The sequence below is a fragment of the Kitasatospora sp. NPDC087314 genome (genome assembly GCF_044744365.1).
Classification (GTDB): Bacteria; Actinomycetota; Actinomycetes; order Streptomycetales; family Streptomycetaceae; genus Kitasatospora.
Window position 1 is genome coordinate 151,039 of sequence record NZ_JBIUYE010000017.1, and the last position, 14,573, is coordinate 165,611.

The 14,573-nt window shown below is 74.1% G+C and carries 11 protein-coding genes and 1 pseudogene; 7 read left to right on the forward strand and 5 right to left on the reverse strand.

Translation table 11 applies throughout. The features are described 5' to 3' along the window. Nucleotides 1–55: 55 nt before the first annotated feature. Nucleotides 56–1,525 carry a glutamate synthase subunit beta gene (locus ACIO5E_RS32540; protein ID WP_400674806.1) on the reverse strand — a complete coding sequence of 490 codons (1,470 nt, stop codon included), beginning with the start codon at nucleotides 1,523–1,525 and terminating at the stop codon, nucleotides 56–58. A 369-nt stretch (nucleotides 1,526–1,894) separates the two neighbouring features. Between ACIO5E_RS32540 and ACIO5E_RS32545 the strand changes: the two genes are divergently transcribed. Both ACIO5E_RS32545 and ACIO5E_RS32550 read left to right on the forward strand, forming a co-directional pair. Next, nucleotides 1,895–2,575: a response regulator transcription factor gene (locus ACIO5E_RS32545; protein WP_400674808.1), complete on the forward strand. Its 681-nt coding sequence runs from the start codon at nucleotides 1,895–1,897 to the stop codon at nucleotides 2,573–2,575. Continuing rightward, complete coding sequence (locus tag ACIO5E_RS32550; RefSeq protein WP_400674810.1) at nucleotides 2,572–3,975, forward strand: ATP-binding protein; 1,404 nt, start codon at nucleotides 2,572–2,574, stop codon at nucleotides 3,973–3,975. The genes ACIO5E_RS32545 and ACIO5E_RS32550 overlap by 4 nt, the downstream gene beginning before the upstream one ends. 77 nt (nucleotides 3,976–4,052) lie before the next feature. Here ACIO5E_RS32550 and efeB read toward each other — a convergent pair whose 3' ends face one another. The 3 genes from efeB to ACIO5E_RS32565 form a co-directional block, all read right to left on the reverse strand. Further along, entirely contained in the window at nucleotides 4,053–5,381 is a 1,329-nt protein-coding gene (gene efeB, locus ACIO5E_RS32555) for an iron uptake transporter deferrochelatase/peroxidase subunit (RefSeq protein ID WP_400674813.1), read from the reverse strand. Further along, nucleotides 5,381–7,456 carry an iron uptake transporter permease EfeU gene (gene efeU / locus ACIO5E_RS32560; RefSeq protein ID WP_400674815.1) on the reverse strand — a complete coding sequence of 692 codons (2,076 nt, stop codon included), beginning with the start codon at nucleotides 7,454–7,456 and terminating at the stop codon, nucleotides 5,381–5,383. The genes efeB and efeU overlap by 1 nt, the downstream gene beginning before the upstream one ends. A gap of 237 nt (nucleotides 7,457–7,693) precedes the next feature. Beyond that, complete coding sequence (locus tag ACIO5E_RS32565; RefSeq protein WP_400674817.1) at nucleotides 7,694–8,017, reverse strand: hypothetical protein; 324 nt, start codon at nucleotides 8,015–8,017, stop codon at nucleotides 7,694–7,696. A gap of 397 nt (nucleotides 8,018–8,414) precedes the next feature. On the opposite strand from ACIO5E_RS32565, the gene ACIO5E_RS32570 reads away from it, so the two are divergent. Continuing rightward, entirely contained in the window at nucleotides 8,415–10,037 is a 1,623-nt protein-coding gene (locus ACIO5E_RS32570; RefSeq protein WP_400674980.1) for a cytochrome bc complex cytochrome b subunit, read from the forward strand. An 84-nt stretch (nucleotides 10,038–10,121) separates the two neighbouring features. On the opposite strand, the gene ACIO5E_RS32575 is transcribed toward ACIO5E_RS32570, so the two are convergent. Continuing rightward, nucleotides 10,122–10,520 carry a cytochrome C oxidase subunit I gene (locus tag ACIO5E_RS32575; protein WP_400674819.1) on the reverse strand — a complete coding sequence of 133 codons (399 nt, stop codon included), beginning with the start codon at nucleotides 10,518–10,520 and terminating at the stop codon, nucleotides 10,122–10,124. A gap of 263 nt (nucleotides 10,521–10,783) precedes the next feature. Between ACIO5E_RS32575 and ACIO5E_RS32580 the strand changes: the two genes are divergently transcribed. From ACIO5E_RS32580 to ACIO5E_RS32595, 4 genes and pseudogenes are all read left to right on the forward strand, one after another. Continuing rightward, the gene (locus tag ACIO5E_RS32580; protein WP_400674822.1) at nucleotides 10,784–11,197 is read left to right on the forward strand and encodes a hypothetical protein; all 414 of its coding nucleotides are present in this window, start codon (nucleotides 10,784–10,786) and stop codon (nucleotides 11,195–11,197) included. A gap of 68 nt (nucleotides 11,198–11,265) precedes the next feature. Continuing rightward, nucleotides 11,266–12,274: pseudogene (locus ACIO5E_RS32585) on the forward strand (polyprenyl synthetase family protein). A 133-nt stretch (nucleotides 12,275–12,407) separates the two neighbouring features. Continuing rightward, nucleotides 12,408–13,961 carry an FAD-dependent monooxygenase gene (locus ACIO5E_RS32590; RefSeq protein WP_400674824.1) on the forward strand — a complete coding sequence of 518 codons (1,554 nt, stop codon included), beginning with the start codon at nucleotides 12,408–12,410 and terminating at the stop codon, nucleotides 13,959–13,961. 177 nt (nucleotides 13,962–14,138) lie between these two features. Further along, nucleotides 14,139–14,573, forward strand: a complete 435-nt coding sequence (locus ACIO5E_RS32595) for a YchJ family protein (RefSeq protein ID WP_400674827.1) — start codon at nucleotides 14,139–14,141, stop codon at nucleotides 14,571–14,573.

The following is a 14,573-nucleotide window of genomic DNA, read 5'->3' on the forward strand; positions in this document are numbered from 1 at the left end:
CCGCGGCGGACACGCCCGCTCGACGCCACCGGGTTGACCGCCTGCCCCCGGCGCCTCAGAGCGTGAGTGCCCGTGCCGACGCCCCGATCGGCGCCGGGAGTTCGGTGTCGCCGCGCAGGTAGCGGTCCACCGCCGCGGCCGCCGCCCGCCCCTCGGCGATCGCCCACACGATCAGCGACTGCCCGCGCCCGGCGTCCCCGGCGACGAAGACGCCCGGGGCGTCGGTGGCGAAGCCGTCGTCCCTGGCCAGGGCCCCGTCCGGGCCGGTGGCGAGGCCGAGCTGGGTGATCAGCCCCTGGTCCGGCTCCGGTCCGGTGAAGCCCAGTGCGAGCAGCACCAGCTCCGCCGGGATGCTCCGCTCGGTGCCGGCCCGGGGGCTGCGGTCGGCCGGTTCGGCCTCGGCGAAGCCGACGGCGGCCAGTCGGCCGTCCGGGCCGGGCTGGAAGCCGACCGTGGTCGCCGCGAACACCCGGGGCCCGGCTTCCGCGGCTCCCGCCTCCTCGTGCGAGGTGGTCTCCCGGTACACCTTCGGGTGGACCGGCCAGGGCTGCCCGGGCGCGCGGCCGGCGGGCGGGCGCGGGTTGATGTCGAGCTGGGTGACGGACGCCGCGCCCTGGCGCAGCGCCGTCCCCAGGCAGTCCGCCGCGGTGTCCCCGCCGCCGACGATCACCACGTGCCGCCCCTCGGCGGACACCGACGGGGCCGCGAGGTCGCCCTCGTCCACCCGGTTCGCCCAGGTCAGGTAGTCGATCGCCTGGTGCACCCCGGACAGCCCGCGCCCGGGCACCGGCAGCTCCCGGCAGGCGGCCGCGCCGACCGCCACCACCAGCGCGTCGCACCCGGCCCGCAGTTCCCCGGCCGCGACGTCTCGGCCGACGCACACCCCGGTGCGGAAGGCGGTGCCCTCGGCCCGCATCTGGTCCAGTCGCCGGTCCAGCCGGTGCTTCTCCAGTCGGAACGGCGGGATCCCGTAGCGCAGCAGCCCGCCGGGCCGGTCGGCCCGCTCGTAGACCGTGGTGGCGTACCCGGCCCGGGTCAGCTGCTGCGCGGCGGCCAGTCCGGCCGGGCCCGAGCCGACCACCGCCACCCGCCGCCCGTCGGCCCGCTCGGGCGGCTGCGGCAGGTCCCAGCCCTGCTCCCAGGCCCGGTCGGTGATCGCCAGCTCGACGTTCTTGATCGTCACCGCCGCGCCGTCGATCGCCAGCACGCACGCGCTCTCGCAGGGCGCCGGGCAGAGCCGCCCGGTGAACTCGGGGAAGTTGTTGGTCGCCAGCAGCCGGGCGGCCGCGGCCCGCCAGTCGGCATCCGCCACCAGCCGGTTCCACTCCGGCACCAGGTTCCCCAGCGGGCAGGCGCTGTGGCAGAACGGCAGGCCGCAGTCCATGCACCGGCCCGCCTGCCCGCCCACGACCGGCAGCAGCGCCCCCGGGCGGTACACCTCCCGCCAGTCCCCCAGCCGCTCCTGCGCGTCCCGCCGCTCGCGCTCCGCGCGCGCGGTGGTGAGGAAAGCCATCCGGTCTGCCATCGCGGCCTCCGGCAGGGGCGTGCCGACATGGACCCGGCGGCACGCCCGGCGGACACGCCACCGTGTGGCCACCGTACGCCCCCGCATGACCCGGCGGAAGTCGGCCGGGAGAGGCCCTGGTCGAGCGGGCGGGGCAGGCCGTGCCCCGAGCCGGACGGCCGGATCCGGGCGGTGCCGCCGACCGAGTCGCCCGACCCCGCGCACACCGGGTTCCTCGGCGCCGGCGTTCAGCTCCTCGCCCCGCCGGAGCCGCGCGCCCGCGCGCCCACCGCCCGGACACCCGCCCGCCGCTACGCCGTCCCCGGCCCGCCCCGGCCAATCCCTGACCCGCCGGAAACCGTCGTGGGCACGCCAGGGAGAATCGGAGCCATGACCCACACCGTGCTGATCGCCGAGGACGACCGGGCCATCCGCGACTCCCTCAGCCGCGCCCTCCAGCTGGAGGGGTACCGGGTGAGCACCGCCGCGGACGGCGCCCAGACCCTGGCCGTCCTCGGCGAGCAGCGCCCGGACCTCCTGGTCCTGGACGTGATGATGCCCGGCCCGGACGGCCTGGAGGTCTGCCGCCGCCTGCGCGCCGAGGGCGACCGCACCCCGGTCCTGATGCTCACCGCCCGGGTCGAGGTCCCGGACCGGATCGCCGGCCTCGACGCCGGGGCCGACGACTACCTGGTCAAGCCCTTCGACGTGGACGAGCTGTTCGCCCGCCTGCGCGCCCTGCTGCGCCGCAACCCGCCCGGGCCCGCCGCGGACGTCCTCACCGTGGCCGACCTGCGGGTCGAACCGCACGCCCGCCGGGCCTGGCGGGCCGGGCGGGAGCTGGAACTGTCCCGCACCGAGTTCGACCTGCTGGAGCTGCTGACCCGGCACGCGGGCGCGGTGCTCGACCAGGCCACGGTCTACGAGCAGATCTGGGGCTACGACTTCGGCCCCGGCTCGAAGAACCTCGCGGTGTTCATCGGCTACCTGCGCCGCAAGCTGGACCGGCCCGGCCTCACGCCGCTGATCCACACCGTCCGCGGCGTCGGCTACACGCTGCGCGAGTCGTGACCGGCCCGGCCCGGCTGTGGCCGCTGCGGCGGCCGCGGCTGTTGTGGCCGCGCCCGGGTCTGCGCACCACCGTCTCGCTGGCCTTCGCCGCGATGGCCGCCCTGGTCGCGGTACTGATCGGCGCGCTCGGCTACCACTCCGCCGCCCGGCTGATCCGGGACGACGAGGCCGCCGACTTCACCGCGGCCGTCCAGGCGGTGCACCAGCAGGTCGGCCGGGAGAACCTGTTCCCCGGCGACTTCAACGGCACGGGCGGCCTGAGCGAGGAGCTGCTGCGCCCGATCCGGGTCACCTCGCAGGCCCTCGGCCCCGACGGGGAGCTGCTGCCCGGTACCGTCCGGATCGACCTCCTGCCGACCCCGGACGACCGCGTCCTCGCCCGCTCCGACGCCCCCGGGCGGACCTCGACCGGGCTGCGGCACGTGCGCGGCGACACCTACCGGGTGGCGGTGATCGCGCTCGGCGGTGGCCGCGGTGCGGTCCAGATCGCCCAGCAGCTCGGCCCCACCGAACACTTGCTGGCGACGCTCCGACTCCGGACGGCGGCCTCGGTGGCGGCGGTCGCGGTGCTCGCGGGCGGGGCCGGCTGGCTGCTCGCCCGGCGGATCACCGGCCGACTGGTCCGGCTCACCGACGCGGCCGAACTGGTCGCCGCCAGCGGGCGGTTGGACGTCCCGGTGCCGGCCGCCGGGACGGACGAGGTCGGCCGGCTCGGCCGGGCCTTCGACCGGATGCTGGGCCGGCTCGCCACGGCCAAGGAGAACCAGCGCCGGCTCGTCCAGGACGCCGGGCACGAGCTGCGCACCCCGCTGACCAGCCTGCGCACCAACCTGTCGGTGCTGCCCAGCCTGGACCGCCTGCCGCCCGCCGAACAGACCGCGCTGATGGCCGATCTGGCCGAGGAAGCCCGGGAGTTGACGCTGCTGGTGGAGGAGCTGGTGTCCCTCGCCGCGGAGCGGAAGGCGGACGAGCAGCCGACCGAGCTGGTGCTGGCCGAGCTGGTCCGCGAGGCCGCCGCGCAGGCCCGGCGGCGCAGCGGCCGGGAGATCACCGTGGACGCCGACGACACCGTGGTCACCGCCCGCCCGGACGCACTCGCCCGGGCGGTGGGCAACTTGCTGGACAACGCCGCCAAGTTCGACCCGGCCGGGACGGCCCCGATCGAGGTGGTGGTGCGCGGCCGCCGGGTCGAGGTGCGCGACTGCGGGCCGGGGATCGACGAGGCCGACCTCGCCCGGGTCTTCGACCGCTTCTACCGGGCCACCGCCGCGCGCAGCCTGCCCGGTTCGGGGCTTGGCCTGGCCATCGTGTACGAGGTCGCCCGCTCGCACGGCGGCTCGGCCTTCGCCGCCAACCGGGACGGCGGCGGCGCGGTGATCGGCTTCACCCTCGGTTCCTGACCCGCGACGCCGACGGGCCCCGGTGCACCCGGCACCGGGACCCGCTGTCACCTCGGTCGGCGTCACACCCGCCGGCGTCACACCGCCGCGAGCAGCCCCCGTCCGAGCCAGTCGGCGTTGTCCTGCACGCCCGGCAGGACGAAGAAGTAGCCGCCGCCGGTCGGCGAGATGTAGTCGACCAGCGGCTCGTCGATGAGCCGGGTCTGGGTGGCCTCGAACTGCCGCACCACGTCCTGCTGGTAGCAGCAGAACACCAGGCCCATCTCCAGGTTGCCGGCCTTGTCGACACCCCGGTCGTAGTTGAAGCCGCGACGCAGGATGCGCGAGCTGTCGGTGTCGGCGGTGCGCGGGTTGGCGAGCCGGATGTGCGCCTTGAGCGGGATCGCCTTGCCGTCCGGGTCCTTGCCGTAGTCCGGCGCGTCGGTCTCCTGGTGGCCGTCCAGCGGGGCGCCGGTGTCGCGGCGGCGGCCGAACATCTTCTCCTGCTCGGCGAGAGTGACGCGGTCCCAGAACTCGATCAGCATCCGGATGATCCGGATCACCTGGTAGCTGCCGCCGGTGGCCCAGGCGGGCTCGCCGATCCCGTCGGTGACCCAGATCAGCCGGTCCATCTCGCGGGCGGAGGTGGTGTCCGGATTGACGATGCCGTCCTTGAAGCCGAGCAGGTTGCGCTGGGCGCCGTCCGGGCGGGACTGGTTCTGGAAGCCGTCGATCCGCCAGAGGATCTGCATCGCACCGCGGGTGTGCCGGGTGATGTCGCGCAGCGCGTGCAGCACGGTGTCCTGCCGGTCGGCGCATATCTGCAGCGAGAGGTCGCCGTGGAGTTCGGCGGCCTGCAGGTTGTCGTTGGGGAAGGTCTTCATCGGGGCCAGCTTGGTCGGCTTGGCCTTGGCCAGCCCGTACCGGTCGTCGAACAGCGAGGCGCCGACGCCGACCGTGACGGTCAGGTTGTCGGTGGGCACGGTGGGGCCGAGGATGCCGCTGTCGGCGGGCGGGGCGCCGACGCCGAGGTCGGGCGGGGTGCCGCCGGCGGTGAGGAAGCGGATGCGCTCGGTCAGGGTCCGGAGGAGGTCCTCCAGCCCCTTGCGGTCCTGGGCGATCACCTGACAGGAGATGAAGGCCGCGTAGCCCGGGGCCGGGGTGGTGACGCCGGCCTGGTGGTCACCGTGGAACGGGACGGCCCCGCTCTTCGCCTGGTGGTCGTCCCCCGCGGCGGCCGGGTCGGCGGCCAGGGTGAAGGCCCCGCCGGCGATCACGGCGGCACCGGCGCCGGCGCCGAGCGCGGCCCGGACGAAGCTGCGGCGGGCCGGGCCGGCCGGGCAGCCGCCCTCGGCGGCGGCCGGGGCGGGCGCCGCGGCGTGCGGGAACGGGCAGGAGCCTCCGGTGGCAGCGGTGTGGTCGGTCATCAGGCGGCCTTCCGGATCTCGAGCAGGGCGGGGACGGGGGCGAGGTCTTCGAGCAGTTCGCCGGTGGCGCCGTCGAGCTGGCGGCGGGCATCGGCGGGGAGCTGCTCCAGCGGGGTCCAGCCCGCGGGCCCGTGGGCGGCGGCGACCAGGTCGCCGACCCGCTTCATCCCGGCGTTGACCCGGGTGAGCAGCTGCGGATCACGCTCGTCGAGCAGCGGCTGCAGGACGGTCAGCAGTTCCTGGGTGCCGGCCAGGTTGGCCTGGGTGGTGGCCAGGTTGGTGCCGCTGCCCTGGTCGGTGTCGCCGGTCAGCTCGAACTGGAGGGTGTTCTCCAGGATCTCGTGGGCGCGCAGCGGGAGGTCGCCGGGGTCGAAGTCCTGGCCGGGGAAGTCCTGCCCCAGCTTGGCGACGTCGGCGGTCAGCTGGTCGGCGACGGGCATCAGGTCGGCGGCGGACTGGCCGTGCCAGAGGCCGTACTCCAGGCGCAGGAAGCCGGTGAAGTCCTTGTCCTGGACCTTGTCGGCGAGCCCGTCGGGGCGGCCGTCGATCTTGCCGTCGAGGTCGGCGAAGGTGCCGTAGGCGGCGCCGAGCGAGGCGTACTGGAGGTGGGCGGTGAGCCAGTCGGCCCTGGCGGTGGCGAGGTCGCCGCCGTGGACGTCGGCCTGGAGCTTCTGGGTCTGGGTCAGCAGGTTCGCCAGGCCCTTGTTGACGTAGTCCTTGTAGGTGTCGAGCGGGCCCTTGAGGTCGTCCTCGGCGACCGGCTTGACGGCCTTGACCTCGCCGCCGCCGGTGACGTGCACGGAGGCCGAGGTGACGGACTTGCCGCCGGTGGGCACGCAGCGCCAGGCGTAGTCGCCGGAGCCTATGGTCGCGGTCAGCGCGCGGGTGGTGCCGGGGGCCAGGCCCTCGATCTCGCCGTAGACGGCGCCGCTGGCCGGGTTGACCAGGTAGACCTCGGAGACCTTGTCGCCGGTGTTGTGCATCTGGAACACCTGCTGGCCGGGCACCGGGGTGCTGAAGCCCTTGCCGCACTCCTGCTCGGAGACGGAGACGGTGGCCGCGCTGTCCTGCTTGCCGCCGCTGACCGCGATCACGGCCCCGGCCACCACGACCGGCACCGCGACCAGCGCGGTCGGCAGGACCCAGCGCGGCCGCCCGGAGCGGACCGGCTCGGCCGGCCCGCCCGGCTCGGCCTGCTCCGCCGTCGCCGCCGTCGCCGCCTTCGCCGCCGTCGCCGTCTTCCCGGCGGCCGGAGCGGCCTTGCCGCCGCGGACGCCCTCGACGAACAGCGTCATCACGATGCACAGGTAGACGAGGTAGCCGACGACCTGCAGGACCGTCATGGTGACGGTCAGGTTGAGAGTGCCCTGCACCAGCGTGGCGTACCAGGAGGAGGCGTCCAGATGGGCGCTCAGGTCGACGGCGTACGAGCCGGCGCCGCCGACCAGTCCGGACTCCTGCAGGTCGCGCAGGCCGTAGCCGAGCACACCCGCCGCGACCACGATCAGGCCGGCGCCGGTGATGGTGAAGAACCGGGTGAGGTTCATCTTCAGCGCGCGCCGGTACAGGCCCCAGCAGAGTCCGACCGAGAGCACCAGCCCGACGGCCGCGCCGATCAGCGGCCCGGTGGACTCCCCGGCGGTGCGCACGTTGGTCCACAGGAAGAGGGAGGTCTCCAGGCCTTCGCGGCCGACGGCGAGGAAGCTGGTGAGCACCAGCGCCCCGGCGCCCATCGCCAGCGAGGCCTGGACCTTCTCCTTCAGCTCGGCGGAGAGGGTGCGCGCCGAGCGCCGCATCCAGAACACCATCGCGGTGACGAAGCCGACCGCGATCAGGCTCAGCACCCCGCCGAACGCCTCCTGGGCGTGGCCGGAGAGGTTGGCGGCGGTGAAGGTGAGCACCGCGCCGAAGCTCAGGCTGAGCGCGATGGCCGCCGCGACGCCGGTCCACACCTGCGGCAACCGGGCCTTCTGGCCGAACCGGACGAGCGTGGCGACCAGGATCGACACGATCAGTCCGGCTTCCAGGCCTTCGCGTAGCCCGATCAGAAAGCTGGGAAACGCCTCATCCCACATGCAGCGGGCTCCTCCCCCGGTCACCCCGGGTCGTACCTGGTCTCTGCGGCCCGCCGCGGGTGACGGCGGAGCGGCACAGCCGAACGCCCCGGACACGGTGGCCCAGGGCGCTTCGGCTTAGCTTAGGCAAACCTTAGAGCCGCCGTGGTCAACTGCACCCCCCGTTCAGGTAAGGGTTCGGTATGAGGGTTGCCAAGCGGCCCGCCGGCCCGGCGGTCCTCCGCCGCGGGGAAGGAGCTACCCCCACCACTGCTCGGGCGCCACCCCCGGCTCCGCCGCCACCGCCACCGGTTCGGCGGCGGGCGTCACCAGCAGCTCGCCGTCGTCCGTCTCGGCGACCCGATAGCCGCACTCGCGCAGCACGACGGCGGCCGCGCCGCTGACCGCCTCTCGCGCTCCCCGGGAGGGCGGCCCGTCCGACCCCTCCCCCGGTGCCCAGCCGACCGCCACCCCCTCCCGGCGACGGCCGATCCGCAGTCGGGACGGGCCCGGTGCGGTGTCGAACCCGGCGCGGGCGAGGGCCGCGGTGACGTCCTCGAAGAGTTCAGGGTGATCCACCATTGGCGCAGCGTAGGGCCGGGGTCACGCGACCTCCGGACGCGGCGCGCGCCGAAACGATTCAGCGGCACCCGGCCGCAGCACCACCGCCCGTCCGGGCGGCCGAACGGACGTCAGAACCCCCCGTCCGGCTCGACACGAGCGGCCGGACGGGCCGATGGACGTGCACAGTCGGCCCCCTGCCGACAGCATGACAGAGTAAGCGCCCCATCACCCTGAGCAACGGGTCCAGCGGGTCACCGCCTCCGCGTGCCGGTCCAGCCGGCGGGCCCGTATCGAGAGGTCCCATGATCACAACACTTCGCCGGCCGGCGTTTCCGCCGGCGGGCCTCCAGCACGGCACGCCGAGAACGCCGGGGAGCCCGTCGTGAGAACCGACCAGCAGTCGCAGCCGGGACCGGTGACCAGCTCACGCGCCAAGCCCGCGAACAAGGCCGAGGCCCTGGCCGACTGGGCCGACGGCCGCCTCGGCATCTATTCCCTGGCCAAGGCCAACCTGCGCAAGATCTTCCCGGACCACTGGTCCTTCATGCTGGGCGAGATCGCGCTCTACACCTTCGTCATCATCATCCTGACCGGCGTCTGGCTGACCCTGTTCTTCAATCCGAGCATGGGCGAGGTCGTCTACGACGGCGCGTACGTCCCCCTCAAGGGCATCCAGATGTCGCAGGCCTACGCCTCCACGATCAACATCAGCTTCGACGTCCGCGGCGGCCTGCTGATGCGCCAGATCCACCACTGGGCGGCGATCGTCTTCATCGCCGCGATGCTCACGCACATGATGCGCGTCTTCTTCACCGGCGCGTTCCGCAAGCCCCGCGAGATCAACTGGATCTTCGGCGCGCTGCTGCTCTTCCTCGGCATGTTCGACGGCTTCATGGGCTACTCGCTGCCGGACGACCTGCTCTCCGGCACCGGCATCCGGTTCATGGAGGGCGCGGTGCTGGCCGTGCCGATCGTCGGCACGTACCTGCAATTCTTCATCTTCGGCGGGGAGTTCCCCGGCACGGACATCATTCCGCGGCTGTTCACCGTGCACATCCTGCTGATCCCTGGGGTCATGCTGGGCCTGCTCGCGGCGCACCTGATCCTGGTCTTCTACCACAAGCACACCCACTTCGCGGGGCCCGGCCGGACCAACGAGAACGTGGTCGGCATGCCGCTGCTGCCGGTCTACACGGCCAAGGCGGGCGGCTTCTTCTTCCTGGTCTTCGGCGTGGTCGCGTTCATGTCGGCGATCGCCACCGTCAACCCGATCTGGCTGTACGGCCCCTACCGGCCCGACCAGGTGTCCACCGACGCCCAGCCGGACTGGTACATGGGCTTCTCCGAGGGACTGATCCGCGTGATGCCCGGCTGGGAGATCAGCGTCTGGGGCGGCCACACCCTGAACCTCGGGGTGTTCATCCCGCTGATGGTCTTCCCGACCGTGCTGCTGGTCATCTGGTGCTACCCGTTCCTGGAGGCCTGGGTCACCGGGGACCGCGGCGAGCACCACATCGCCCAGCGCCCGCGCAACGCGCCGGTGCGCACGGCCTTCGGCGCGGCCTGGATCAGCCTCTACCTGATCCTGCTGGCCGGCGGCGGCAACGACCTGCTCGCCACCCACTTCCACCTGTCGATCAACGCGATCACCTACGCGGTGCGCACCGGCTTCTTCGCCCTGCCGGTGATCGTCTTCGTGATCACCAAGCGGTGGTGCCTGGGCCTGCAGCGGCGCGACAAGGAGAAGGTGCTGCACGGCCGGGAGACCGGCGTCATCAACCGGCTCCAGCACGGCGAGTACGTCGAGGTGCACGCCCCGCTCCCGCCGGGCCGGATGTACACCCTCACGGCGCATGACCAACCGCAACAGGTGGAACTCGCGCCCGAGGTGGACGAGAACGGAGTGGCCCGCAAGGCCGGACTGTTCACCCGGGCCAGGGCCAAGCTGTCCCGCGGCTTCTACGGCGAGGGCAGCCAGATCGCCAAGCCCACCGCCGAGGAGCACCAGGAGATCAGCAGCGGCCACGGCCACCACTGACCCCTGCGGACACCGCGAGGGCCCGCTGCGCCGCCACCGGCGTAGCGGGCCCTCGCGGTTGCGCCCGGCGTCGCGGGCCCGGCACTAGCCCCGCAGGGCCGCCGGGACGACGGCGAACAGCGCCGCCGCCAGCGTGACGGACAGGCACAGCGCGGCCCAACGGGTGCAGATCCGGCGGCACTCGCTGCGGTAGCGGGCAGCCAGCCGGCGGCAGCGCTCGACGGCGCGGTCGACGACCTCCTCCGCGTAGCGCAGCCGATCGGCGGCGTAGGCCTGTTCGAGGCTCTCCCGCTCGGCGGCGGGTAGCCACGGGAACTGCTCGGCGAAGGCCCGAGCGTCCCGTTCGGCCGCCGACACCTCGGCCTCCCAGGCCAGATAGCCCTCCAGTCGGGCGATCTCCACCCGGGCGTTCACCCGGCCGCCGCCGGCGGCCCTGCCCTGCCGAGGGGTCCGAACTCTCGGCGGACGCTGTCTGCCACCCATGACCACTCCTCAATGTCCTGTCGAGGTGTGCGGTCGGGACGCCCGTGTCGAGCCGTCCCACCGAACCGGCGCGCGGGAGATCGCTCCGCGACCAGGCCACTACTATCAGTGACCAACCGGGGGCGCGGGGCGACTCGCCGAGCCTCCCGGCGACTCATCACAACCCCGCCCGCCGGACACGCTCCGCGCACGGACCTGTACCATCGGTCGTCATTGCGACGTTGTTCCCCGGCCCGCCCGGGGCACGAACCTGGAGGTCGGCCATGCCCGATGCCGGTCGGTTCAGCGAGTTGGGCGAGCAGGGCTCGCGCGCGGTCATGGAGGCGGCCGCCGTCCTGGAGCGCGAAATCGCCGCCGGGCTCGCCGACGCCAAGACGGCCGGAGCGCGGGTGACCGGCGAACACCGGGTCGACCAGGAGGAGTTCGACAAGCTGGTGCAGCGGGTCTCCGAGAACACCCACCAGCTGATCGACGCGGTGAGCGCCCGGGTGCTCGGCAGCACCACCGGCGACGCCGCCGAGCAGACCCAGAAGCTCACCGCCGACGCGCACGACATCGTCAACCTGCTGCTCAGCCTCGGCAGCCTCGCCCCCGGCCTCGCCAACCAGGGGCTGGCCAACGCCTTCGGGCCGCAGCACACCTCCACCCAGGAGCCCGACGGCCGGCAGGAGGGGTGACACCGCCACGGCTCACCGGCGACGCCCCGCTGGTCGAGCGGGTGCTGGCCCGCTACCGGGAGCGGACGGTGGCCGCCCTGCTGGGCCACATCCCGCAGCAGAGCCCGCCGTACCTCTACGAACTGGCCGCCGACTACCCGGCCCGGCCCTGCAAGGGGCTGCGCGCCGCGCTCTGCCTGGCCACCTGCGCGGCCTTCGGCGGCGACCCGGTGCGCGCGCTCAACCCGGCCGTCACGGTCGAGCTGTTCCACAACGCCTTCCTGATCCACGACGACATCCAGGACGGCAGCGAACTGCGCCGGGGCGAGCCGACCCTGCCGGCCCGCTACGGCGCCGAGGTGGCACTGAACGTCGGCAACGCCACCAACCTGCTCGCCCTCCAGCGGCTGATGGCCAACCGCCGGGAGCTGGGCGGCGAACTGGCCTGGCGGATGTTCGAGGAGACCGAGCTGATGTGCCGCCAGTCGCTGGAGGGGCAGGCGCTGGAGATCGCCTGGATCCGCGACAACGCCTGCGGCCTGACCCCCGGCGACTACTACCGGATGTGCCTCAAGAAGACCTCCTGGTACACCTTCCTCTACCCGTGCCGCACCGCTGCTGGTCGCCGAGGGCGCCGACGCCGAGGCCACCCGGCTGGACCGGTTCGGCTGGTACCTGGGCGCGGCGTTCCAGATCCAGGACGACGTGCTCAACCTGGTCGGCGCCGAGGAGGAGTACGGCAAGGAGATCGCCGGGGACCTCTGGGAGGGCAAGCGCACGCTGCTCCTGATCCACCTGATCGAGCGCTGCACGCCCGCCGAACGCGCCCGCGTGCTCGGATACCTGAGCGCGACCCGGGCGCAGCGAGGCCCCGGCGGCGCCGAGGAGGTGCGCTGGCTGCTCGACCGGATGGCGGCGTACGACTGCGTGGAGAGCGCACGGCAGGCGGCGGCCGGACTGGTGGCGGCCGCCGAGCGGGAGATCGACCAGGTACTCGGGGCGGAGCCGGTCGGGGGCCAAGGCCGGGGCCAGGAGGCCGACGAGGCACGGGAGTTCCTGTTCGCGCTGCCCGGCTTCGTGGTCGCGCGGGGGCGCTGACGCCCGGCGGGCACGCCCGAGGAAAGCTGCGTGCCACGCACCCTTGCGCGGCACGCAGGTTTCTGGGAGGAGTGCGGCCGGGTTGCCCGACCCATCGTCTTCGTGAACTCACCATCGCACAGGGGGATTTACCATGACCAACGATGTCATCATCACCGGCGCCGGCCCGAACGGGCTGATGCTGGCCTGCGAACTCGCGCTGGCCGGAGTACGGCCGGTGGTGCTGGACCGGCTGGCCGAACGCTCCGCGGAGCAGAAGGCCAACGGGCTGGTCGGCCAGGTGATCCGGCTGCTGGACCACCGCGGCCTGTACCAGCGGCTCACGGGCGCCCCGGGCGCGCCGGAGCCGGTACCCCGCTTCGTGTTCGGCGCCTTCCCGCTCGACCTCCGGCAGCTCGACGGCAATCCGCTGCACGCCCTGCCCGTTCCGCAGCACCGGATCGAGGAGGCGCTGGAGGAGCGGGCCCGCGAACTCGGCGTCACCGTACGCCGCGGCTTCGAGGTCACCGGCCTGACCCGGGACGACACCGGGGTGACCGTCGACGTCGACGGCCCGAGCGGGGCTGAGCAGTTGCGCGCCCACTACCTGGTCGGCGCCGACGGCGGCCGCAGCACCGTCCGCAAGCTGGCCGGGATCGGCTTCCCCGGGGTCACCTCGCCCGACCCGGTCGCGCGGATCGCGCACGTGCTCCCGCCCGCGGAGCTGCGCGTCCTCGACACCGGCGAGGTGCTGCTGCCCGGCTGTCCCACGCCCTTCCTCCCGTACACCCACACCCGCACCGACCACGGCGTCTTCGTCCTCGCCCCGATGGGCCCGGAGCTCGTCATGATGGCCACGCTGGAGTGGAGCGGACCGCCCGTCGACGAGTCCGTGCCGCCCACCGTGGACGAACTGCGCGCCAGCGTCCGGCGGGTGACCGGCGCCGACCTGGCGCTCGCCCCGGCGAGCACGCCCGGCGCGCACACCCCGCGCCGCCAGGTCGGCCACAACACCCGGCTCGCCGAGCGTTACCGCGAGGGCCGGGTCCTGCTGGTCGGCGACGCCGCGCACGTGCACGCCGCCACCGGCGGCCCGGGCCTCAACCTGGGCCTCCAGGACGCCGCCAACCTCGGCTGGAAGCTGGCCGCCGAACTCCAGGGCTGGGCGCCGCCCGGTCTGCTGGACAGCTACCACCGCGAGCGGTACCCGATCGGCGAACGGGTCTTCATGCACTCGCAGGCCCAGATGGCCCTGATGTCCCCGGGCCCGGCCGTCACCGCCCTGCGTGCCCTGTTCGGCGAGCTGCTGTCCCACCAGGACAACCTCGGCCGGATCGCCGCGCTCATGGCGGGCAGCGACGTCCGGTACGACACCGACTGCCCGCACCCGCTCGCCGGCGGCTTCGTGCCGGACCTCCCGCTCACCACCACCGCCGGGCCCACCCGGCTCGCCGAGGCCGCCCGCAGCGGCCGCGCCCTGCTGCTCGACCTCTCGGAGGGCCCGACGCGGTTCGCCGAGCTCGCGGCCGGCTGGAAGGACCGGGTCGACGTCCTCGCGGCCGGCTGCCCGCAACCGCCCGCCGGCGCGCTGCTGCTGCGCCCGGACGGCTACGTCGCCTGGGCCGCCGCGCCCGGCGAGGCGGATCCGGACGGCCTGCTGCGCGCGCTGCGCACCTGGTTCGGCGAACCCGCATCCGACCGCCTCTGAACACCCGCCCCCGGACGACGTCCGCCAGCTGACGCCGGATCACCAGCGGTCGGGGCCCGCTTGCCCGGCGAGGAGCGCGCTCCGGGGGCGTCCGACGGACGGCCGGAAGGCGCTCGCCCGGGCCGGGCCGGCGGCCCCGGTCGGGGCGGCCGGCGTGGAGGAGGGAGAATGGACGGCATGTCCCGACGTCGCCCCACGCCCCGCCCCGCCGCCGCGCCCCGGCTGCTGCCCTCCTCCCCCTGCCCGTGCGGCCTGCCCGCCGCCTACGGCGACTGCTGCGGGCGGCTGCACCGCGGCCAGGGGGCGGCCGGCACCGCGGAGGCCCTGATGCGCTCGCGGTTCAGCGCCTTCGTCGCCCAGGACGAGGCGTACCTGCTGCGCACCTGGCACCCGGACACCCGGCCCACCGAGGTGGACTTCGACCCGGCGCTGCGCTGGACCGGCCTGGAGGTGGTCGCCACCACCGAGGGCGGCGCCTTCCACGCGGAGGGCACGGTCGCCTTCCGGGCGCACTGGACCGAGGGCCGCGAGGAGGGCGTGCTCACCGAGCACAGCCGGTTCGTCCGGTACGAGGGCGCTTGGGTGTACCTCGACGCCCTCTCGCTCGGCTGA

Coding starts and splice junctions, on each gene's coding strand:
- ACIO5E_RS32540 (WP_400674806.1), bottom strand. CDS start 1,525: ATGGCAGACCGGATGGCTTTCCTCACCACCGCGCGCGCGGAGCGCGAG.
- ACIO5E_RS32545 (WP_400674808.1), top strand. CDS start 1,895: ATGACCCACACCGTGCTGATCGCCGAGGACGACCGGGCCATCCGCGAC.
- efeB (WP_400674813.1), bottom strand. CDS start 5,381: ATGACCGACCACACCGCTGCCACCGGAGGCTCCTGCCCGTTCCCGCAC.
- efeU (WP_400674815.1), bottom strand. CDS start 7,456: ATGTGGGATGAGGCGTTTCCCAGCTTTCTGATCGGGCTACGCGAAGGC.
- ACIO5E_RS32565 (WP_400674817.1), bottom strand. CDS start 8,017: ATGGTGGATCACCCTGAACTCTTCGAGGACGTCACCGCGGCCCTCGCC.
- ACIO5E_RS32575 (WP_400674819.1), bottom strand. CDS start 10,520: ATGGGTGGCAGACAGCGTCCGCCGAGAGTTCGGACCCCTCGGCAGGGC.
- ACIO5E_RS32580 (WP_400674822.1), top strand. CDS start 10,784: ATGCCCGATGCCGGTCGGTTCAGCGAGTTGGGCGAGCAGGGCTCGCGC.
- ACIO5E_RS32590 (WP_400674824.1), top strand. CDS start 12,408: ATGACCAACGATGTCATCATCACCGGCGCCGGCCCGAACGGGCTGATG.
- ACIO5E_RS32595 (WP_400674827.1), top strand. CDS start 14,139: ATGTCCCGACGTCGCCCCACGCCCCGCCCCGCCGCCGCGCCCCGGCTG.